At 52.5% G+C, this 22489-nt stretch carries 13 protein-coding genes; 3 read left to right on the top strand and 10 right to left on the bottom strand.

What is annotated here, in order from left to right; genetic code table 11:
* Positions 1-32 precede the first annotated feature (32 nt).
* Positions 33-3281: a carbamoyl-phosphate synthase large subunit gene (carB, locus tag CA13_RS01555; RefSeq protein WP_146394160.1), complete on the bottom strand. Its 3249-nt coding sequence runs from the start codon at positions 3279-3281 to the stop codon at positions 33-35.
* A 275-nt stretch (positions 3282-3556) separates the two neighbouring features.
* Between carB and CA13_RS01550 the strand changes: the two genes are divergently transcribed.
* Positions 3557-4843 carry an aminotransferase class I/II-fold pyridoxal phosphate-dependent enzyme gene (locus CA13_RS01550; protein ID WP_146394158.1) on the top strand — a complete coding sequence of 429 codons (1287 nt, stop codon included), beginning with the start codon at positions 3557-3559 and terminating at the stop codon, positions 4841-4843.
* Positions 4844-5099: 256 nt separating this feature from the next.
* Here the strand turns inward: CA13_RS01550 and glgX are convergent, their stop codons facing one another.
* Positions 5100-7190 carry a glycogen debranching protein GlgX gene (gene glgX / locus CA13_RS01545; RefSeq protein ID WP_419193821.1) on the bottom strand — a complete coding sequence of 697 codons (2091 nt, stop codon included), beginning with the start codon at positions 7188-7190 and terminating at the stop codon, positions 5100-5102.
* 642 nt (positions 7191-7832) lie between these two features.
* Here glgX and purM point away from each other — a divergent pair.
* Positions 7833-8894 (top strand): phosphoribosylformylglycinamidine cyclo-ligase, encoded by a 1062-nt coding sequence (gene purM / locus CA13_RS01540; protein WP_146394156.1) that lies wholly within the window; start codon positions 7833-7835, stop codon positions 8892-8894.
* A 106-nt stretch (positions 8895-9000) separates the two neighbouring features.
* Here the strand turns inward: purM and CA13_RS01535 are convergent, their stop codons facing one another.
* The 8 genes from CA13_RS01535 to CA13_RS01500 form a co-directional block, all read right to left on the bottom strand.
* Positions 9001-10245: a hypothetical protein gene (locus tag CA13_RS01535; RefSeq protein ID WP_146394154.1), complete on the bottom strand. Its 1245-nt coding sequence runs from the start codon at positions 10243-10245 to the stop codon at positions 9001-9003.
* 225 nt (positions 10246-10470) lie between these two features.
* The gene (locus CA13_RS01530) at positions 10471-11979 is read right to left on the bottom strand and encodes a dockerin type I domain-containing protein (RefSeq protein WP_419193820.1); all 1509 of its coding nucleotides are present in this window, start codon (positions 11977-11979) and stop codon (positions 10471-10473) included.
* Between the two features lie 798 nt (positions 11980-12777).
* Positions 12778-13026 (bottom strand): hypothetical protein, encoded by a 249-nt coding sequence (locus CA13_RS01525; protein ID WP_146394151.1) that lies wholly within the window; start codon positions 13024-13026, stop codon positions 12778-12780.
* A gap of 142 nt (positions 13027-13168) precedes the next feature.
* Complete coding sequence (locus tag CA13_RS01520; RefSeq protein WP_146394149.1) at positions 13169-14395, bottom strand: MFS transporter; 1227 nt, start codon at positions 14393-14395, stop codon at positions 13169-13171.
* A 90-nt stretch (positions 14396-14485) separates the two neighbouring features.
* On the bottom strand, positions 14486-15013 hold the full coding sequence (locus CA13_RS01515; protein WP_146394147.1) for a hypothetical protein: 528 nt from the start codon (positions 15011-15013) through the stop codon (positions 14486-14488).
* A gap of 112 nt (positions 15014-15125) precedes the next feature.
* Positions 15126-18593 carry an efflux RND transporter permease subunit gene (locus CA13_RS01510; protein WP_146394144.1) on the bottom strand — a complete coding sequence of 1156 codons (3468 nt, stop codon included), beginning with the start codon at positions 18591-18593 and terminating at the stop codon, positions 15126-15128.
* Positions 18594-18761: 168 nt separating this feature from the next.
* Positions 18762-20147: an efflux RND transporter periplasmic adaptor subunit gene (locus tag CA13_RS01505; RefSeq protein WP_419193819.1), complete on the bottom strand. Its 1386-nt coding sequence runs from the start codon at positions 20145-20147 to the stop codon at positions 18762-18764.
* Between the two features lie 142 nt (positions 20148-20289).
* On the bottom strand, positions 20290-20748 hold the full coding sequence (locus CA13_RS01500; protein ID WP_146394140.1) for a hypothetical protein: 459 nt from the start codon (positions 20746-20748) through the stop codon (positions 20290-20292).
* 392 nt (positions 20749-21140) lie between these two features.
* Here CA13_RS01500 and CA13_RS01495 point away from each other — a divergent pair, with 392 nt between their 5' ends.
* The gene (locus CA13_RS01495) at positions 21141-22475 is read left to right on the top strand and encodes an efflux RND transporter periplasmic adaptor subunit (RefSeq protein WP_146394138.1); all 1335 of its coding nucleotides are present in this window, start codon (positions 21141-21143) and stop codon (positions 22473-22475) included.
* Positions 22476-22489: the final 14 nt, after the last annotated feature.

The raw sequence follows: 22489 nt of genomic DNA, 5'->3' as shown, positions 1-22489 counted from the left end.
GCAACCATTCGCAAACCTACCATCCGCAAAGCTTACGAATTTGCGTAACGGTTTTGCAGCGATTCGACTTGTAGCGGTCCTTCTCGCATCGCCTCCATTGCGCGGGCTGCCGCTTCGGCTGCTGCGACGGTTGTGATACAAGGCACGCCGCACTGGACCGCCGCGGCGCGAATTTTGCCCTCGTCGGTTCGTGCACCTTTGCCGCTTGGCGTGTTGACGATCAATTGCACTTCGCCGTTCTTCAAATGGTCAATCAAGTTCGGATGCCCCTCGGCAATCTTCTTCACTTGAGTCACCGCTACACCAGCATCCCTCAATTTCTGTGCGGTACCGCTGGTGGCCAACAATTGGAATCCAAGATCCGCGAGGCTGCGACCGAGCGAGGCCACCGAATCCTTGTGCCGCGGTGCAAGGCTGATGAAAACGTTGCCTGATTCTGGCAATACGGTGCCGGCCGCGAGTTGGCTTTTGGCGAAAGCGACCGAGAACTTTTCGCTGATACCCATCACCTCGCCAGTGCTCCGCATTTCGGGTCCGAGAACGATGTCGACACCAGCGAATTTGCGGAATGGGAAGACACTTTCTTTGATGGAAACGTGACGCGGAATCGGTTCCGTTGTGACGCCCATCTCCTTTAACGTCATGCCTGTCATCACTTTTGTCGCGATATTGGCGACCGCTACGCCCGTTGCCTTAGCCACAAAGGGAACGGTTCGGCTAGCCCGAGGATTGACTTCCAGGATGTATAAGGTCGGGATACCTTCCACCAACTTGATGGCATATTGGATGTTCATCAAGCCGATTACCTGTAAACGGTCGGCTAGCTTTTTGGTCGCTTCGCGGATCTCGGCCAAAATCGGTTGCGTCAAACTGAAGGGCGGTATCGCACACGCGGAGTCACCGGAGTGGACGCCAGCTTCTTCGATATGTTCCATGATGCCCATAATCACGCAATCGGTACCATCGGCGACTGCGTCAACGTCGACCTCGGTGGCATCTTCAAGGAAGTGGTCGATCAAGACCGGTTGTCCATCGGCGACGATGAACGCTTCCGCCACGTAGCGATCGAATTGGGATTGGTCGTAGCAAATTTCCATGGCCCGGCCACCGAGCACAAAGCTTGGCCGGACCAATGCGGGGTAACCAATCTTCTGCACTTCTCGGCGTGCTTCGTCCATGTTACGCGCAATTCCGCTGGGCGGTTGGCGTAGGCCAAGTTCTTCGATCAATTGTTGGAACAATTCACGGTCTTCGGCCGCCTCGATCGTCTCGACACTCGTTCCGATGATCGGCACGCCGGCGTCTTTGAGTCCGCGAGCCAGATTCAATGGCGTTTGGCCTCCAAATTGAGCGATCACACCATCGGGCTTGATTGCATCACAGATGTTAAGCACATCTTCGATCGTCAAAGGTTCAAAGAACAGCAGGTCCGACGTGTCATAGTCGGTACTGACCGTTTCCGGGTTGCTATTGACCATCACACTTTCAACTCCGATTTCGCGAAGAGCGAAACTGGCGTGACAACAACAATAGTCGAACTCGATGCCTTGTCCGATTCGGTTTGGTCCGCCGCCCAGAATGATGATCCGCTTCTTGTCCGTCTTTGTTGGCAGTTCGTCTTCTTGTTCGTAAGTGCTGTAGTAGTAGGGCGTATAGGCTTCGAATTCGGCCGCACAGGTATCCACACTCTTGTAGACCGGCTTGATGCCCATTTCCAATCGTGTTGCCCGGACCTTCAATTCGGTCGATGACGTGATTTTGGCAAGTTGGCGATCCGAGAAACCGTTGCGTTTGGCTTCCCACATTTGCTTATGAGTCAGGTTGGCGAGCGAGCCGAGTTTCAGAAGTTCGTTTTCCTGCTCGACGATTTGGATCAATTGGTCAAGGAACCATCGGTCGATGCGGGTCAATTCGAATATTTCGTCAATCGACATTCCCGCTTTCATCGCGTAGCGAATATAGAAAATGCGTTCGGCGCCGGGGGTGCTGAGTTTCGCGCGGATGGTGTGGTCATCGGGTTGGGCGTCGGTGCCCCATGCGTCGCGGTTATCACTACCGAAACCAAAAGCGCCGACTTCCAAACCTCGCATCGCTTTTTGCATCGACTCTTTAAACGTTCGCCCGATCGCCATCGTCTCACCAACGCTCTTCATTTGCGTCGTCAAAGTCGCGTCGGCTTCGGGGAATTTTTCAAACGCGAACCGAGGCATTTTGGTTACGACGTAGTCGATAGTCGGTTCGAAACAGGCTTTGGTTTTTTGGGTGATGTCGTTTGGCAATTCCCAGAGCAGGTAGCCAACGGCAAGTTTGGCAGCGATCTTTGCAATGGGGAATCCAGTTGCCTTACTCGCCAACGCACTTGAGCGGCTGACCCGCGGGTTCATTTCGATCACGATCATGCGACCGGTGTTCGGTTCGATTGCAAATTGGATGTTACTGCCGCCGGTTTCGACGCCAATTTCGCGGATTACCGCGAGCGACGCGTCTCGCATCCGTTGGTATTCTTTGTCCGTTAACGTTTGAGCGGGTGCGACCGTGATGGAGTCACCGGTGTGGACGCCCATCGCATCAAAATTTTCGATGCTACAAATGATCACGCAGTTGTCTTCGCGATCACGGACCACTTCCATCTCATACTCTTTCCATCCGATGATCGATTCTTCGATCAACACTTCGGTCACGGGCGATTGGTCGAGCCCGTTTTGGACGAGACCATCGAACTCGTTTCGGTTGTAAGCGATTGCTGATCCCGAACCGCCCATCGTAAAACTGGGACGCACGACGGCTGGCAAGCCAACTTCGCTAAGAACGCTTCGTGCTTGTTCGAGCGTCTTGACGGTGCGGCCTTTGCAGACGTCCAAGCCAATTTTTTCCATAGCCTCTTTGAATTGTTCACGCTCCTCTGCCTTGGCTATCACCTTGGCGTTGGCGGCAATCATTTCGACGCCGTATTTTTCCAGTACCCCGTTGGCTTGGAGGTCCATTGCAACGTTAAGGCCGGTTTGCCCACCCAGAGTTGGCAGTAGGGCGTCGGGGCGTTCCTTTTCGATGATTTTTTCGACCATTTGCCAGGTCAACGGTTCGATGTAAGTTCCATCGGCCGTATTCGGATCGGTCATGATCGTGGCTGGATTGCTGTTCACCAACACGACCTCGTAGCCCTCTTCTCGTAGCGCTTTACAGGCCTGAGTCCCTGAGTAATCGAATTCGCAAGCTTGGCCAATAATAATGGGGCCGCTTCCGATTAGCAGAATTTTCTTGATATCGTCTCGACGGGGCACGGAGGCAATTCCGGGTTAGTGAGGGAGAAACAGGTGTTTAGGAGCGTCTTCCTTGGCGATCAAGCATTCCTTGGCGATCAAGCAAGAAAAGGACTGACCGGTTCCAAATTCCTGAAAAGGATAGCAGACAACGCTCGTGAATCGAAGTGGTCACAATGCTTTCGTTTTGCGTTTGTTCTGAGAATCCAGCCGATAACCCCTGGGCGGGTTTGCGTGTCTTGTCGACAATACTCGGTAGATCTGTCTCTTCGGTTTTCCCTTTTGGCGTCGCAACTATGAGTCAACCTTTCAATTCGGATACGCCTAACATCGATGCTCCGGCAATCGATCCGCTGACGACTGACCCGGTTCCGAAGCCGTTCGAGATCAAATTTGCTTCGCGTGTCGACCGCTTACCGCCCTATATGTTTGGGCGGATCAACAACTCGCTTTATCAAAAACGTCGAGCCGGAGACGACGTGATCGACTTGGGGATGGGGAATCCATCGGACCCACCTGATCCGAGCGTGATTCAAAAGCTCGCCGACGCTGCGGCTGACCCGAGCAACCATGGCTATAGCAAATCCAACGGAATCTCCAATCTACGCCGCGAAGTCGCAAGTAAATACTACCGCCAATACGGTGTGCGGCTCGATCCGGAACTCGAAGTGATGGCATGTCTGGGAAGCAAGGAGGGGTTTTCGCACATGTGTTTGGCACTGATGGGGCCAGGTGATACGGCGATCATCCCAGCCCCCTATTTTCCGGTTCACATGTATGGCGTGATTTTGGCTAGCGGCAACGTGGTCGCGCTCGATGTTGCTGACTCCGAGCGTTTTCTGCAAAACGTCGCCTACACCTGCGAGCACATGGCACCAACGCCCAAAGTTTTGATCGTGAACTATCCGCACAACCCATCTTCGGCGGTGGTCGAGCCCGACTTCTTTGTCGAAGTGGTCCGGTTAGCGAAGAAATACGGGTTTATGGTGATTCACGATTTTGCCTATGCCGACGTTGCGTTCGACGGATATCACCCCCCCAGTTTCCTGGCGGCACCCGGCGCGAAAGACGTTGGCGTTGAATTTACGACGATGAGCAAAGGCTACAACATGGCGGGATGGCGAGTCGGTTTTTGTGCAGGGAACTCGGAAATGATTCGCGCCCTCGGTACCGTCAAAGGCTATTACGACTACGGAATGTTTCAGGCGATCCAAATCGCTTCGATCGTGGCCTTGCGCGATACCGAAGCGAGTGTTGCAAGACAATCGCGGATCTATCAAAGCCGACGCGACGTTTTGGTTACCAGTCTGAAACGATTGGGTTGGAAGGTGACACCGCCCAAAGCGGGCATGTTTGTCTGGGCAGAAATTCCTGAGCCTTGGAAATCGTCGATGGGGACGATGGACTTTGCCCTGAAACTCTTAGAAGAGGGCAACGTCGCGGTGAGTCCCGGCAGCGGTTTCGGTCAAGCAGGTGAAGGGTTTCTCCGGATGTCGTTAGTCGAAAACGAGCAACGACTCCGACAAGCGGTTCGCCAAATCGGCAAGTGTTTGTCACCGACAACAGCACCGACGTCCGCGTAACGCCCTGTGCTGAGTTGGCTGGCCGAAAGCGGGCGGCTGGTGGGCGTGTTTTGGGCGAACAGGTTGGCTGGTGATGGACCGCCCCGCAGCGAGCATTCGCCCACCAAGTTCTTGACACCAAGCTTATGCCACCGGGCTTTTGCCGCCAAGCTTATGCCACCAAGCTTATGCCACCGGGCTTTTGCCACGGGGGGTTGCTGTGAACGCCCCGGGGCTACTCTTTGCGGTCCGCGATTGGGACCGTGATCCACCGCGATTAAAACGGTTCGCGTTGGCTCACGTAAACCTTGAGCGAATGACAGGGTACGTCCACTAACCGACTGCTCGGGGGCATCGGGCCATCGAGATCCGGATAGATATCCTCGGGCGATTCACCAGCCGTGTTGATGAACAAGTTCCATTTGATTCCACGACCCATTTCCGGCATCATGAACTCTCGATCTTGTCCGGTGCTGTTGAACATCATCACCATGTCGCGGCCGAGACCTTCGGGATCGTCCACTCGGCTTGGGGCTGCGATGTACGCTACCATCGACAACGCGTGTTGTCCCCAATCCAAGGGCGTTCCAGCAGGCGAATACCAGGAAACGTCGGGGATTTTTCGGCCATCCACTGGTTTCCCGGTTAGGAAATGCTCTCGCCTTACCGTCGGTTGTTCACGCCGGAACGCGATCAACGCTTGGACAAAGCGAAACATGTCGGAATTCTTTTCGACCAATCGCCAATCGAACCAACTGATGTCGCTGTCTTGGCAATAGGCATTGTTGTTACCGCGCTGAGTCCGGCGAATTTCGTCACCCGAGACAAGCATCGGAACGCCTTGGCTTAACAGCAGCGTCGACATCATGTTGCGGACTTGACGATTTCTTACCGTGCGAACGGCTTTTTTTCTTGTCGGGCCTTCCGCTCCATAGTTGTCACTAATGTTGTGGTTGTCGCCGTCACAATTATTCTCGCCGTTGGCAAGGTTTCGTTTGTCTTTGTACGAGACCAGATCGTTCATCGTAAAGCCGTCGTGGCTGGTGATGAAGTTGATGCTGCAGTGTGGCGGACGTCCGGCGTGCTCGTAAAGGTCGCTACTGCCGGCAAGCCGCGTCGCCAATGCTCCTAATGTACCGCCATCGCCACGCCAAAAACCTCGGACATCGTCACGATAACGACCGTTCCACTCCGCCCAGCGATGGTTTCCGAAGGAACCGACTTGGTATGCACCAGCGGCGTCCCATGCTTCGGCGATGATTTTCGTGTTCGCGAGCAACGGGTCTTCGGCAATCAATTCGACCATCGGTGGGTTCGGAATCAAATTTCCCGATCGGTCGCGACTGAGGATACTGGCCAAGTCGAAACGGAACCCATCGACATGGTAGTTGTAGACCCAGTGTCGCAAGCAGTGGAAAATCATCTCGCGGACGACCGGATGGTTGCCATTGAGAGTGTTGCCGCAACCCGAGTAGTTGCAGTAATGTTTGCCCTCGCTAAGGATGTAGTAAATTTGGTTCTCAAGCCCTTTGAACGACAACGTTGGGCCGTTCTCGTTTCCTTCGCACGTGTGGTTAAAGACAACATCGAGGATGACTTCGATGCCTGCTTGATGCAGTGCTTTGACCATTTGTTTGAATTCATTGACTTGCGAACCTGGCTTTTTACCGTGAGCGTAGCCACGATGTGGCGCGAAGAACGCCATCGGGTCGTAGCCCCAGTAATTGGGCCGATCCAATTTTTCGCCCAATGGGTTGCGAATTGGAAATTCATTCACCGGCATTAGCTCGACTGCCGTAATGCCAAGCGATTTTAGGTAAGGAATCTTCTCGATCACACCGAGGTAGCTGCCCGATGCCTTCACCTTGGCCGTTCGGCTCTTGGTGAATCCACGCACATGCATCTCGTAGATGACCGATTCGCTGACATCGTGACGCAGATGCCGATCCCCTTCCCAATCAAATGTGTCATCGATAACGACACATTTGGGCGGTCGAACGACGCCGTCGGTACTCTTTTGAAAGGTACCCGCGAGCGCTTGTGCGTAGGGATCGATCAAACGCGCTGCGGCGTCAAAACGGTGCCCATGATCGGGGTCCCAAGGGCCGCTGGCCTGGTAATGGTAAAGTTGCCCATGAGCGAGCCCCGGTACGTGCATACTCCACACGTCGCCGCGGCGATGGTCATTGGGGTCGAATTCGATGACTTCGGACGGTTCTAAGTCGTTCATCTTGTTGTATAACAACAGCCGCATGCTCGTCGCGGAACGACTAAAAACGGAAAACTGAACGCCAGTGTCCTGCAGCGCAGAGCCATAAGGCATCTGATAGGTAAAGTGCAGATCGGGGCACGGCTGTTTCATGAGCATGTTGCAGGTTCCTCTTCGTGAGTGCCAGACGCCTTCAATGGCAAGTGAACGCCTCAGCCGTGATCGACCGTCGACTTGCCGTCCCCAATGACGCCTGTGAATCAGGATGGGTGACAAACCGAGTTATCGGCAGTTGCGTTGGATGCGGGTTAAAGCGTTTTCGAGTATTGGGTTGTAGTAGGAGATGACACTGCAATGGAAAGATTGCGGCCTGAATTTCACCTCCAACGAAACAAACCTACCACTCGGTTTGGTCGATGCCCGCTAAAGCCCTGGGTCCGCCGATTTTTCTGAGGCTTGAAGCGTGCGCCGCAACGTCTAGCGACTTGGTAACAGAGAAACCTCCCAGGAGATTTGGTGAAAAGGTTAGGATTAAACAACCTAAAGCATAGCGAACTCATCGGTGGGCGAGCAGCGCCAGAAACCGGCTGTGACAGACAAGGCGAAGATTCTGCCATTAATTGCTGATTTTGTGTAAAACATGCACCGCTACCCACGGAGGGGTCTCCGCGTCATGATAAAAACGCAATGATAGTGCCTGCACAGCGCGTCAAAAACGTGTCAAAGTACAAAATGCCCTTTGCACGCCTCCATTTGAATTACATCACTTCTTTTTCTCGATAAACCCCCTTCATCCTACTGATGGCTGCTACTTACAAAGATGCTGGCGTCGACCTTGACGTTTATGCTGAATCGATGCGTCGATTGCCACGATTGATGCATCGCACGTTTAGTCCCCGTGTAATCCCCAGTGACGGAGGGTTTGCAGGGCTTTTCCAATTGGATTTTGCCGGCAAGCTTTTTGCCCGCAATTACCAAGAACCGGTTCTAATCAGCGGCACCGACGGCGTTGGCACAAAATTGAAAATCGCCCAGCAAACCGAGCGGCACGATACGGTTGGCATCGATTTAGTCGCAATGTGCGTCAACGATTTGATTTGCACCGGTGGTGAACCCTTGTTTTTTCTCGATTATGTGGCGATGGGCAGAGACGACCCAGCCCGACTAGAACGAATCGTGCAAGGAATTAGTGATGGTTGCGTCCAAGGCGATATGGCGCTACTTGGTGGCGAAACCGCGATCATGCCCGACATGTATGCGATCGACGACTATGACTTGGCCGGTTTCGCCGTCGGGGTGGTCGAGAAAAAGAAACTGATCGATGGCCATTTGATTGCCCAAGGGGACGTCGTTCTCGGGCTCACGTCGAGTGGATTGCACAGCAACGGCTTTTCACTTGTTCGTAAAGTGATCTCCGATGCAGGGATGAGTTGGGACGATGCGCCCAGCGAATTTGATGGACGAACCTTGGGAGATGTCTGTCTTCAACCCACGCAAATCTACGTTCGAGCGATTCGGTCCGTCCAAACGCACTATCGAGTGAAACAAGTTTTGCATGGCATCGCCCACATCACTGGTGGTGGAATCGAAGAGAACTTGGATCGCATTTTGCCTAACTCCGTCGATGCGGTGATTGATTCAACGAGTTGGGAATTGCCGACGATCTACAAATGGCTTCAATCGACCGGTAAAATTGAAGCGTCCGAAATGCGTCGCGTTTTCAACATGGGCATCGGAATGGCGCTAGTGGTTAGTGAGTTTTATGCCGACAGCATTTGTGCCAAGATCGAATCCAGTGGCATCGGCTGTCAACCCATCGGCAAAATCGCTGCGGGTACCGGAAAAGTTCGCTACGAAAGCTGAGTAGTCGTTCAACGCTCGGGCTGCGTCAGAGCAGCGGTTGGCCTGATACTCGGCGCCGAATTGCCGCGAGTCGTTTGAATTGCCGCGAGCCGTTTGTTGACGGTATTTAAAGCAAACGGTCGAGCCATTGCCTGCTGTCTTCATCAATCCATGATGAATCAGCGACAGTTTTAGTGCGGCGCGACAATTGTTGTGCTGTGTGCGAAGAAATATCAGCCCCATGGTTCGACTTCGCGATGGCAATGGCAACAAAATAGACGATCGCGTAGAAGCCGATTGGATAGAGGAACTCTTCCGGAGATTGCAAATCGGTTCGACGTCCAAGTTGTTTCGATCGCTTATGAAGTTCGGAGAGTTGTTTCAGACGCAAGGCGGGATTTTTCAGCAGCGAGGCGAATGTCAAATGGTTCCAAGGCTTCGCATCAAGCCCTAGTGATTCACTCAAGGGTTGACCAAGAAAGTCACGCCACCCGAATTCGAAATCTCGACGAGTCCGAAACAGATGACTTGCGGAAAACTGCGATGTTTTGGCCGAAGACGGACTTGGTTCGGAATCAAGTTCCCAATCTTCGGTGTAAAGCCACAGGCGTCCGGACGAACTGAGTTCGAACAGCATCGATTTGACTTCCTGTTTCGCATCGGAAATGCTTTCTTCGACGGAATTCGCTGGCAAATAGTCTCGAACCACACTGTTGAAATTACGCACGAACATTCGTTTTACGGTGATCCATGCGTTCCCGATCTCTTTCGTGCTGCGAATCCCAAACTGTCCGGCCAAGTCCGAGTAAGTTTGACGTGGCTCATCGGGCGATTTTGGACTGAGAAAGAGCCTCAAAAAGATTTTCCATTTCAAGTCATGCCCATTAAGGAGGCATTCTTTCCTGACCTTCCAAAGCACATTTTCGAGCAGGTAATTCGCCCATACGAAGTCGAACGATTGGTGGTCCGTTACGCCAATCGCTCGGTCAAGATCATTCGCATCGAGTCGCTGTATCGGCTGTTGTTCCTTGGCCGCATGTGACGGCTGGTAGCCATCGACGTCGTTTGTCAAGGATTCGCAGAGGTAGGCTCGAAATGATGCCTGAGGGTCGTTTTGGCGAACCGTAAGGTATTTGGCAACCAACGTTTGGTCCGGAGCCGGTTCAATCATTTTATGGAGCCAGAAATCTTGAACCAAATCCTCTGCCATCTCACTTGAACAGAGCTCATTCACCGTCAGGAAGGTGACTAACGGCTTAGAGTAAGTTTCGCAAAATTGCTGCAAATAGACGTGTCGTTGTTCGGGGCAACCTTCATGGGTTACGCCAAGCAGGACTGACAATGCAGTCGATTGAAGATGGTCGTCAGACACGCTTGCCCCTTAAAAAACCTTGTTGCTCGAATCGCTTGCCACGCTGAGTCGTCGACTGCGGAACGCTCGCCTAGCACTTCCACGCGATTCAATACTTCACGCAAGTAAAAATAAAAAACTTGTTCGAACTTTTATGATCGGTCGCTCCATTCGCAGGACAATCGATTTCTAACTCCTTTGTCTTTTCTGTCATAAAAGTGGTTCGTTGCAACGAGTTAACTCGATTCAGGCAAAAGCCCGATCGACGGTTAACGCTGCGTTTGCATCGTCTACCGCTTGTTCATACTCCCGGTTAAGCTCGTCCCAGGAGTCGTTGAAACGATCCGCGTCTGCCGAGTAATCGCTCGTTAAGATGTGGCCTGTATAGACAACATCGCCTGTTTCGGTGGCGCGATATTCAACGATCCATCTTCGATCCCGGAGCACGATCTGATAGCCAAGTGCGGACTCCGCTTCGTCAACGCTACGCAAATCAAATTGATTGTTTGTCCCTTCGACGGCTTGCCACGACTCCGGCCCGATTTCGCTCACCGCAGGAGTGGGGATGAAAAGATCCGGGACTAGCGTCAACGAATCTTCGGTCACTTCCGCAAATCGTTCCGCATCGAGGAACAGATCGATCTCTGCATTGGCCACTGTTTGATCCAACTCATTGATCACCATCAAAGCATCGCTAGCGGTGTTCCGCCCGTCACGATTCGCGTCCATTCGCACTTCAAATGGTGCGTCGGTCGTCGACAAATGGTTGATGATGATTAACGCATCCGCTGCCGTCACACTACCATCTTGGTTCGTATCGCAGCGGGCATCCAGATCAGGATCTGGCGTTTCGTTAAGCTGCGACCAGTGGTCAGCAACGATAGCCAATTTGACATTCTCCGATCCCACGACGACGCGGCCGCGATCGGCATAGCGCTCACCCGCTTTGTCGATGGCCACGATCGTGTAGAAGTCTTCAGGGACACGAAGCGCATAGCCGCCAGTATCTCCCGTCATGATCCAGTACGTTTGCCCTCGGTCGTTACTCGCTTCGATGCGGACTCCTAAATGACCTTCACCGATTGAATAGAAGTTGTCGTCGATGACCGAATCGGTATAAACCACACCCGTGATTGCGGGCGTAGAACGAGCGGAGCCGAACATTTGCGTCGTTAGCACAGATCGCCACGCAGGAAAGTCATTGTCGGCGACACTGTTTTGTTCGATCCCAACGCCGACTTCCGCAGCCCGGTCGACCATCAAATTTGCACGGTGCCCAGCACTGCGAAAAAGCATGTCGTGGGCCTGTTGGACGACCGCTTGGACGTCACCGTCGCTAAGCCAATTCAACGCAATGTTCTCAGCGATGGCACGTTCGTATCCTTGCGATTCCGCCCGATCCCAAGGAGTGATATTGTCGGGAGTGATATGATCATAGTCGTCACGCAAAATCATGCTTTGTGAATGCAATTCCGCTGCACGCCCAAGCGAGGCGTCGGGCGCAAGGGGTTGTTTTGGCACACTCGAAATTTGGTTGGGATCCAAGTCATCATTGAGAGCAATATCGAGTCGCTCCGCCTCACTCAGAGGGCTGGCTCGTGCTTGGTTCACCAATTCAATCATCAATTGTTCTGCTGGCGAAACCTCGATCGCAGCCTGTTTCAACTCGTAATCGGCCGCCAAAAAACGACGCGGCTCGAGTGGTTCGATTTGCAGCCGTCCGCGAGTTCGCGTGAGCCTGTGTGTTGGAAACACCGTATTGACCATAGGTTTACTCGCTTCCCCAAAGCGTGATGAACCAATATAAACACCGACCATTGTTTTTTGAGCCGCTATGCGACGAAGCCCAAGTAACTTGGCATAGCAAAAAAGCAAAACTCAAGTGGCTTGATTGCTTATTCAACATCTTACGACATGATGTTGGGTGTACTGCCAGATGGAGTGAACGTCTATCGCTCGTTGCGGGTCTGACTATTAACAAACTTAGCGACCAAAGCAGTGGTAGTCACTTGCAATCGAGGCGATTCTTATCGCTGCGTCAAAGTGTCGTGATAAATTTTGTTGGTCATAAAAAGTTTAAGAAAAATTCCCACTTTTTGCGCAACAGAAAAGGCGCAGCGCGCTTTCAAAGTGTAGTGGATACCGCTTCGCAATCGCAATCCAACACGCATCGCGTTCGCGTGATGACCTGTGTTGTCTCGCCCATATCGGCTGTAATCATTTGCAAACGAATGTACGGGCACAAAGCAATGGAACCGTTCGGTACTTTTTAAGTTGCGGGAAGACGACGGAGCTAAGCGTTCGGTGCTTGACCGTATCGGAAACCATGTAACGTTTCCCAGCACCCGAGCCACGCCCAATTTGGGTTGGGAGTAGTCAAAAACGATGTCGAATCCGGTGACTTCTTCATGCAACCGAAGGTTACAAATCGATAGCGAAGGACACCTTTGTGTGCAGGCGTAGCAAGTCCTCAAAGGTCCACAAAGAATCGCAACATGCAAAACGTATCAAACAAGACTTTGGGAGAGGAAATTCCAGTGGGATGCAATCCGGCTATCCCAAGCCCATCGCGAGAAGGCCAAGTCCGATCCGCCCGACAATGCCAATGAGGAGCATAAAGAACGGAATCTTTAACTCGTGGAAGTTCAGGAAACCATAGATGAGGCATAGCGGGGAAATGATCAGGCAGCCCACTCCCCAAAGCGTTTCGCCTTCGCTAAAGGCCATGACGGTGATCCAGAGCCAACCGACAATGCCGGCGCCAATGACGGCCATCGCCAAAATTCCAAGGAGCATGTCCATCTTTCTTACCGCTTTCCGTTCGAGTAAATGGTTTGATACTTTAGAAAGAGAATGTGATCAATCACCAGGCAGCCACACGCGATCATACTGCTGAAACCTCCGGATTGCCCCGTTGAAAAGAAATGAGTGTTAGTTACGATTCCTACGGTTTTTCATCGGGTTTCGACGGCGACGAGATATTCAATGTTGCAAGGCCAATAAAGACCACTCCGGATGCTAATGTATAGGCCATCAGGATACTCGAGAGTGTTTCTCCGGTTAAGCATTGTACCTCATCTGTAAACGTTGAGGAAATGAGGAGTGCCGTCCCAAAGCAAATTCGTCCTGCAAAACTTTGAAGTGACAGAAACGTTGCTCGTAGCCCGCTGTTGAGACGCGGGTGCACCGTCGCATTGATGATTGGCGTCATGAGTGCTCGGGGTATGCTTCGGAAAAGCAACAAGGCAGCGACCACGGGGTGAACGATCCAGCTCATTAAGCCCATTAGTATTGCCTGTAGTAACAGTGTCGCTAACAGCGCCCCTTTTACGCCTAGTTTTTGTTGCAACAGGATCGCTCGTCGGCTTCCCCATCCAGCGACCATCATTGTCAAAGCGACGTGCAAGCTTGTAACGACCGGTGTTATTTCGTATCCATGGTTTGAGCCAAGGCCCGTTTGCTGCATGACAAGATCGAGGTAAGGTTGGAAGAACTCATAAGGAACATGATTGAAAACGGTGATACTAAGGACGAACATAAATATCCAAAGCAGCGTCCGATTTTTGAGCCGTTTGACGCAATGCAACAATTGGTTTGCGAAGCCCATCTCGCTCTCTTTGTGCGGACGCGGAGGCTCGGTCATCCGCCATGCAATTCGAACCGCGAGAATACTGCCGATTGCGGAGAGTCCATACGCGAAACGCAGGTCGATTCCTGACAGAATTCCTCCTGTTAACGCCGCAAACGCGGTTGCATAGAAACCATAGCTTTGCCCGAGAGCTTCGAAGAAGCCAATTTCTTCTACTCGGTCTGCTGCTTTCAACGAGTCATAGAGGAGCGAAGAATCCGTACCTGATCGGAATGCCATTCCAACCGCAAGCAAGATTTGGGCAATCGCGAAAGATGTGAATGTCTGGCTCGATGCGAATAGCAGGTACGCGACCGTCCAAGCTGCGCCCGCAATCAGAAGTGTGGGCCGCCGTCCGATCCGGTCGGAAAAGTATCCTGACGGGACTTCAAGCGTCACCACGGCCCAGTAGTAAATAGCCTCAAGTACCAGCACTTCTCGCACAGACAAGATTGAGACAAAATACAGAAAAAAGACCGGCAGCCAAAAGTGCAGGGAAGCACAGGCTTGGAAGTACGGATAGAGCTTGAGGTTTTGATTCACGGCGGTTCAAACGCTTCGCTATCGTTTGCAAGTTTTGACAAACACGGCAAACAGCGTGTTGCCAGTTTGCCGTGTCAAGCAACGTTTGCGTTAGTGTTCGTGCCCTACGTGTGCTTGTTCGGCGAATTCACCCGTGTAAGGTGTGCCGTCGACGACGCCGGTCAATGTTCCAGCGTATTCTTGAACAACCCCGAGTTTCTGATGCGTTCCCACAAAACGCGATGCTTTGCCGTCGGTATCGCCTTCTTGTGAATCTGCTTTCAAGACAACTTGCATTTCGGGGTTTGTGATGCTGAGCTCAATTTCTTCAGCGTCAATCGACACTGCCGTCTTTTGGTCGGCTCCGAGGATGTACACGGTTGCTTGTTGTTTGTCGTGATCGACAGTGAATTCGACGTGGAATTTTCCGCCACCCCAATCGGCAACGGTTCCATCGTGAGGTCCGGCTCCGTGTGCCGCGTGCGAATGCCCTCCTTCGCCATCCGCGTGATCATGCCCATGGTCATTTGCAGTCGTGGTGTTCGGACTGGTTGATGTGACAGATTCTTGTTTGCAACCGGTAAAGCTGATGAAAGTGACGGTTGCCACAAGAGCGAAGATTGCTTTTGTGAATTTCATTGGTTTCCTTTTGAAGGCTAGGCGTAAAGAATGTGAAGAGCGGAATTCAATCCGCTTTCGAGGTAATGTGTAAAGGTCTGTTAACGCATATCGTATCGTTCTGCTGAAGCGACTACATGCCGTTCTCCGAGTCGGTTAATTGTGTTAGGTGGGCGGCGTCCTTTCCACTGAATCTCCAAAACAGTCCAGGGTGAATGAGGAACTCACAGAACGTTGATGTAATCAACCCACCGAGTATGACTGTGGCGACGGGGTAAAGAATTTCTCGTCCTGGCTCTTGGCCACCAAGGACCAACGGCAACAGGCCCATTCCTGCAGTAATCGCTGTCATCAACACCGGCGCAAGTCGTTCGAGACTGCCGCGTAAGATCATCGCTTGCGAATACTCCTCGCCCTCCTTTTTCATCAAATGAAAGTAATGTGTCACCAATAAAATACCATTTCGTACTGCGATACCGCCGAGTGAAATGAAACCAACAAGACTAGCCACGGTTAAGCTTTGTTGGGTAATCACCAACGCGACCACGCCACCGATAAATGCGGTCGGTAAGGCATTGAGGATTTGTAGAACGATTCGGAACGACGGAAAGATCAGCATGAGCACCAAGAACATTCCCATAACCGAAACGGCTGCTAAGATCATGATCAGTCTTGTCGCTCGCTGCTGGCTCTCAAATTGACCGCCGTACTCGATGAAGTATCCAACCGGCATCGTGACTTGTTGGTCGAGTTTCTGTTTGATTTCCTCGACCGCGCTGGCCAAATCCCGGCTATCCGTGTTGCAGCGTATCACAATTCGACGTCGCGCATTTTCACGATTCACCGCATTCGGTCCAGTGCCTTCGCTAATATCGGCAACTTCCCGCAGTTCAATTTGCCCGCGACTTTTATGGTCATCGTCGCTTGGCAAGTCGATTCGCAGTCGGCCGAGATTCTTGTAGTCCGTGCGATATTCTTCTTCTAAGCGAATCAGAAGATCAAATCGGCGTTGACCTTCGAGAACCTGCGAGACGACTTCGCCTTGTAGCGCAGTTTGCAAGATATTGGCAACGTAGGCGCGGGTAAGCCCATAGAACGCCAAATCGTCTGATCGGAGCTGGATATGCAATTCCGCGGTTTGCCGGATTGGTTCGACCACGGGAGGCGTAATTCCAGGAACTTCCTGGATCGTCGCCTTCGCCTGCTCGGCAAGTTGTTGAAGCGTGTTAAGGTCATCGCCGTAGATTTTGATGGCAATTTGGGCATAGACGCCCGAGACCATGTGGCTGATCAGGTGCGCGAGCGGTTGTTGGACTTCGATGTCCACACCGGGGGCCTCGTTTCGGAGTCGATTCAGAAGTCCCGAGATGACTTGCTCGCGATTTCGTTTGAGTGCCGGATTCATGCTTAAAATGTATTCACCAACATTCACGGGCGAAGCATGTTCGTCCATTTCGGCTCGACCGGTCCGTCGCACGAAGTGCAGGATATCGCCGTTAGGGTTCGACGCACTTACCCGCTTTTCTCGAAAGACGGCGTCAATGGCGCCGCATACTTGGTTGGAAGCATCGAGCGAAGAACCCGGCGGCAACGTCACGTTGACCTGGACACTGCCTTCATCAAATGGCGGTAAGAAGTCCCGGCCTAGCCCAGCCAATTGCCACGCCGCAATGGCGACGCCGAGCCACGAAATGAGTAGCAACGATTGTGGTATGGCCATACTGATTCGGATCAGGACAGATGCCGTCCGCTTGAGAATCCGTAGAAGCCAACCGTCGCGTTCGCGATGCGCTGCTTGCGATTGGGGCAACAGATAGTAGGACAGCACGGGGGTCACGGTCATTGACACTAAGAAAGACGCCAAAATCGAAACGATGTAAGCCAATCCGAGTGGTGAAAACAATCGGCCTTCGACGCCAGTCAGGGCAAACAGAGGTAAGAATGCCAAGATGACCACGGCAGTTCCAAACAAAATGGAACTGCGAATCTCCATGCTTGCCTCGTAGACAATCACAAGGGGCGTTTTTCGTTTCTCGGCCGGCAACCGATTGTTTTCTTGTAGGCGTCGAAAAATATTTTCAACGTCCACAATCGCATCGTCAACCAATTCACCCATCGCTACCGCGATGCCGCCGAGCGTCATTACATTGATCGAGAGCTCACTGCCGGTAAACCAGCCCATTAGCCGAAAGACGATCGTGGTTAAGACCAGTGAGAGGGGGATTGCAGTCAACGTGATGAACGTCGTGCGAAAATTGAGTAGGAATAAAAACAACACGATCACGACCAAAACGGCCCCGATGGCGATCGCTTCGGCAACATTGTAGATTCCACGATCAATGAAATTACGGAGCTGGAAAAGTTCAGCATTAACGACCACGTCAGCGGGAAGGGACGCTTCGACTTCCGCGAATGCATCGACAACTCGATTTGTTAAGTCGCGAGTGTCCACGTGCGGTTGCTTGACGACCGTGAACACGATTCCCATGCGGCCATTGACGCTGCCATCGCCGCGTTTGAATTGCGACCCTTCGGTGACGCGAGCCACTTGTTCTAGTAGAACCGGACGGCGAGGATGATTGCGAACGGGAATCTTTCTCAGATCATCTAGGACCACGCGCGCGTCTGGTCCGAGTCGCCCAAGAATCCGGATCGGTCGCTCCGTTTCGCCAGTGACGGCAAAGCCTCCGCTGGTGTTGATGTTGCTCTCACCCAGTGCGCGCTCGACATCCTGTAGAGTGACGTTGTACTCTAGCAGTGCGGTTGGGTTAATCAGGATTTGATATTGTTTACGGTCGCCGCCTTGCATGAAGACTTCTGCAATACCCGTTGTCTTTAGCAGTCGAGGACGAATGACCCAATCGGTGACCGTTCGCAATTCGCGGTTCTGGCGATCCTGCGAGAGGAACGTTGCGGCATAGTCGGTACCGCCGATGATCAAGTTCGCATTCGCAGATTCGGCAATCGAGTTACACGAAATGGGCGCGGTGCCGCTGTTCCACTGCAACTCATCGACCTCCACCGGTTTCCATGTCTGGGGCGCATGGCGGTCAGTTACCTTCCAGGCGAGTACTTGCGAGATACCATTTTCATCGCAGACAAGTTCGGCCATCATCGGCGTTTTTTTGATTGGAGCTAATTGGCCGCCCGTGGGACCGGTTTGACGATAGATCCCTGCAACGACAATTTGTCCCATGATCGAGGCAGGCGGTGTCATCTGAGGCCGGATGTTCGCGGGGAAAACTCCTTCGAGTGTTGCCAATCGTTCTTGGACGGTTTGCCTGGCAGCGCGAATTTCGGTTGACCAGTCGAACTCGATGTAGATAACGTTCAAACCAGCGGTTGTCTGGCTTCGTACCGCCTGGACGCCGTTTGCACCCAACAGCGCAATTTCAATCGGCTGTGTGACAAGCGTTTCGACCTCCTCGGTTGCCAACCCAGGACACTCGGTGATCAAGACAACTCGCGGTCGGTCAAGGTCCGGAAAGACGTCGATAGGAAGTTCTGTTGCCAGGTAGCTGCCGTAGACGAGTACCATCAAGCTGACCACGACGACAAGCATGCGGTAGCGAAGCGATAAACGAATGATGGAATTTAGCATTGTGAATTGTTGGCTATGGATTTTCGATTGAAGATATGCGATTTGACCTGCAATGGAGCATGATTAATCTCCATTTTTCGATCAGATTGGCTTGCTTAGGTCCGCTTTGTTTATCCATTGCCTTCCGACAAGGAGTACAGATTCTTCGAATCGTTAATCTAGTCTGGGTTAGTGAGCCGCATGGCTAGTCCCGTCGGCATGAACGTGAACCCCAGGCTGTTGGCCGCTCGCGGATTGGGCTTTTAATACGCGGTTAAGCGATGCGGCGGCACTCTGTGCCAAATAGCTTCCCACGGCGATGCTGCCATCGTTGTGGATCACTGCGGATTGACGATCTTCGTACAACACATGCACCGGCAATCGTTTGAACAAGTCACCGTTTTGGCGAAACACGTACGCCTCAGGCCCTTCATGAACGACCGCCTCGGCCGGCAAAACAAACACATCCTCGTACAACTCGACCGGCACGTGCAATCGCGTTCGTTGGCCGGGTCGGAATCGCCACACAAGGAAGGTTTCATCGCCTTGTTGGTATGTTCGACTTTGATTGACTAATGGGATAAAAAAGTCAAACGTGCGGCTCGTCGAATCAATCGAGTTTGCCATGTGACGTAAATGAAGTGCTTGATCCATCTCAGGCCAATGCTCGTCCTGATCTTCAGCAAATTCGACGTTGATCGTGCGTCGTTCCTGCGCCGCCAATTCTAAGAAGGGAGCTTCACGTTTGAATGCATGGCCAACAATGTAAAGTGCCCGGTGGTTCGATAGCTTTCCGAGCAATTGCCCCGCCTGAACTTGTTGGCCCAATTCGACATTGAGTTCCTGGACTTCATACGCGATGCCGTTTTCGGCGCCGCCTATCGTGTTATCGGCGACAGTCGCTTGTTGCGGCAATGCAGGTGGGGCCTTGACCTTGATCGTAGAGACGAAGTGTCCGCCAGCAACTTGTTGAATTTGCTCGGGAGTGAGTCCGCGTGTTAACAAATCTTGCCGGTGAGATTGAATCAATGTTGTTTGACGGGCCAGTTGATTTCGTAGCTCGATCAACCGGCTCTCTGCGACGGCCCCGCGAATTGCCGCATCCGAGAGTCGGGCGATCTGTTGCTGGACCAGTTCGGCTTCGCGAGTCGCTTGAAAGAACTCCGACTGAGTGTTTTGCAAGTATTCACTAAACAGTTTAAGCGTGAAGATTGGTTCGGCTGGCTGCAGCGTGTCGCCGGGGAACGCGTGGATTTGGGTAACGATTCCCACTGCGGGCGAGGTCACACCACGGTCGGACAAACCCGGCCGATCGGCAATTTCACCGGGAATCAAGACGGTTCGCCAGAATGATTGGGGGCGAGCAGGCTTGGCAACCAGACCAAGGTTTTTTCGTGCTTGAGCGGTGATCTCCAAGATGGCCTGCTTTTCTGTAAGGCCGTTGCTTTGGCTCAGCGAGGCATTCGGTGGGGACTGTTCGTGACGAGGAAACAACGGATTCCGAAATTGCCAAATCGCGGCCAGAACAAGGAGCACCACAACAGGGCCGATGAGACTTTTCAATCCAGGTTTCATGGGTCGCATTTTTTGATAAGTTGGGACAGAGCGTGGCCCGCTTTGCTTGGATTCCGAACACACAGAATGTCTGGAAAATCCACCACGAAGGCGGCGCAGGACAAATCTTGCAGAAATGTTGGAAAGAACTCCAACCCGTGGGCTACAGACGCAAAGAGGCGGTGAGAAGATAGACCGGTAGCGCAGAGTACCGATCAGGCGGATCGCTTATCCGCGAACAACAGCAGAGATCGCTAACGGTCACGATAGAAGGCGACAAAGCAGAAGGGGGCGACAGTGCCAACATCCTTAACCAATCCGATTGCGATGCCACAAGGACTCGGTTGGTTGAAACGGCCGAAGTCGCGAAATAGACGGCGTCGTCATCGTGGTTAGCGAAAGGAGACAGATCCCCAAAACCGCCTACGGAAAACTCCTCCGCATCGTGCTGATGCCCATGTTCGTGACCGCCATGATGGTCATGATGCGAATGAGTGATGTGAACATGGGGGCGCAATGAATGATCGTCCGGTTCGCGCACGTTGCTCCCCGCATGCGAATGAGGCAAGGTTTGCCCCAGCATGAACATCGGAAGCAGAAGTAGCGAGACGAAACGGTTCATTGTTTCCTTGGAAAATATTCCTGGTCAAATATTCCTGGTCAAATATTCCTCAAAAGATTTGCTCTACTATATGCGAGAGATTACGAGTCGAATAGATCAATCGATTTGATTGAACGAAATCGGCAGCAGGGCAAATCCGTTTTCAATCTGCACGGTTGGTCGTTGTGGGCGGTACGGCGCCAGCGGGCCAAGTTTTGCAGCACGAATTGGCGGCTACCGCCGTGCCGCTGATCCCCCACGTTGCAAGAGTGATTTGCCATCTCCAATTTTGTGTTGCTTTACGGACATCGCGGTTTTTGGTCAAATAGCGATCTGTGTTATGAAGTTGGTCTTGCCAATGAATCTACACTCTTACTGACTAACGCACGTATGAAATCGCAGGGCAAGGAACGATGAGAATCTTAAAATCGGATGCGTTCATTGTCCTTTTGATTGTGGTATGGGGTTCCGGTGTAATCGGCTGTAAGTCGTCGGAAAATGACTATGTGCCGCCACCACCGCCGGACGTGACGGTGTCTCAGCCCCTTCAGCGATTGATCACGCCATTTTTGGAGGAAAACGGTGTCATCGAAGCGGTAGATGAAGCTGACGTTCGGGCTCGCGTTCGGGGATTTGTCGAATCGGTTGAATTTAAAGCTGGACAAGAAGTCACCAGGGGTGATGTTCTGTACAAAATCGAATCGACTCAGTACCAAGCGTCGGTGAACTCAGCTACGGCGGAAGTTGCCGCTGCCGAAGCCGCTATCAGCGTTGCCAACGCAGTGGTGAAAACGGCGGAGGCGAAAGCGAGAAAGACGGATAAGGATTTTGAACGCGCGAAGCAGCTTCTCAGCCAGAATGCTGGTTCGCAGGCAGAGTTTGATACCGCGACTGCCGAAAATGAAGCTGCTTTGGCTGCCTTGGAATCTGCGAAAGCGAACGTAGAAGCAGCGCTCGCGGCGAAGGGACAGAGCGTTGCGAGTCTCGCCCAAGCACAATTGGATCTAGACTACACGACCGTCCAAGCGCCGATTCGTGGTCGGATCTCGCCAACGGATATCAAGCAAGGCAATCTTGTCGAAGACGGTGCAAAATTGGCGGCGGTCGTCAATCGGAGCCAAGTGTTCGCGAACTTCAGCATCAGTGATCGTGACTTGCTTCGATTCATGAAAGAGAAAAAAGCGGATTTACAGGCTGGCGAGAAGCCCGCCGAAACCGATTGGGGCACAACGAAGGTTTTTCTGCAACGCGAATTCGATGCAGGCTTCCCCTTCGAAGGGGTGCTGGAATATGTCGACCAGCAAGGAGTGGATGCGGGTACAGGAACCCTTCGACTACGTGCCCAATTTGACAACCGTGACGACTCGCTTCTGCCGGGATTGTTTGTGATGGTTCGTATGCCGGGTGGCAATTCGGTCGAGTCGATGCTGATTCCAGAGTACGCCGTACTTCGCGACCAACAAGGCCACTACGTGTTGGTTGTGAATGCCAAGCGAAAAGTGGAACGTGTTGGCGTCACGGTTGGCGAAACAATCAGTGGTTGGACCGTGATTGAAAAGGGGCTCGCCCTTGAATCCCGCGTTGTCGTCGATGGAATCCAACGAGCAAGACCTGGCTTGGAAGTCAATCCGATCGACAAGAAACTTGAGGTTGACGAGCAAACACTGCTGCGAGGATTCTCGCCTGCTGATGATCTGCCTGACGTTGCTACTGACGTCAGTGCGACGAGTCCTTCCGAAGTCGACTGAATCGAAAGAATGCA

This window comes from Novipirellula herctigrandis (genome assembly GCA_007859835.1).
GTDB lineage: Bacteria > Planctomycetota > Planctomycetia > Pirellulales > Pirellulaceae > Novipirellula_A > Novipirellula_A herctigrandis.
This window is presented reverse-complemented; position numbering and strand designations above follow the sequence as displayed.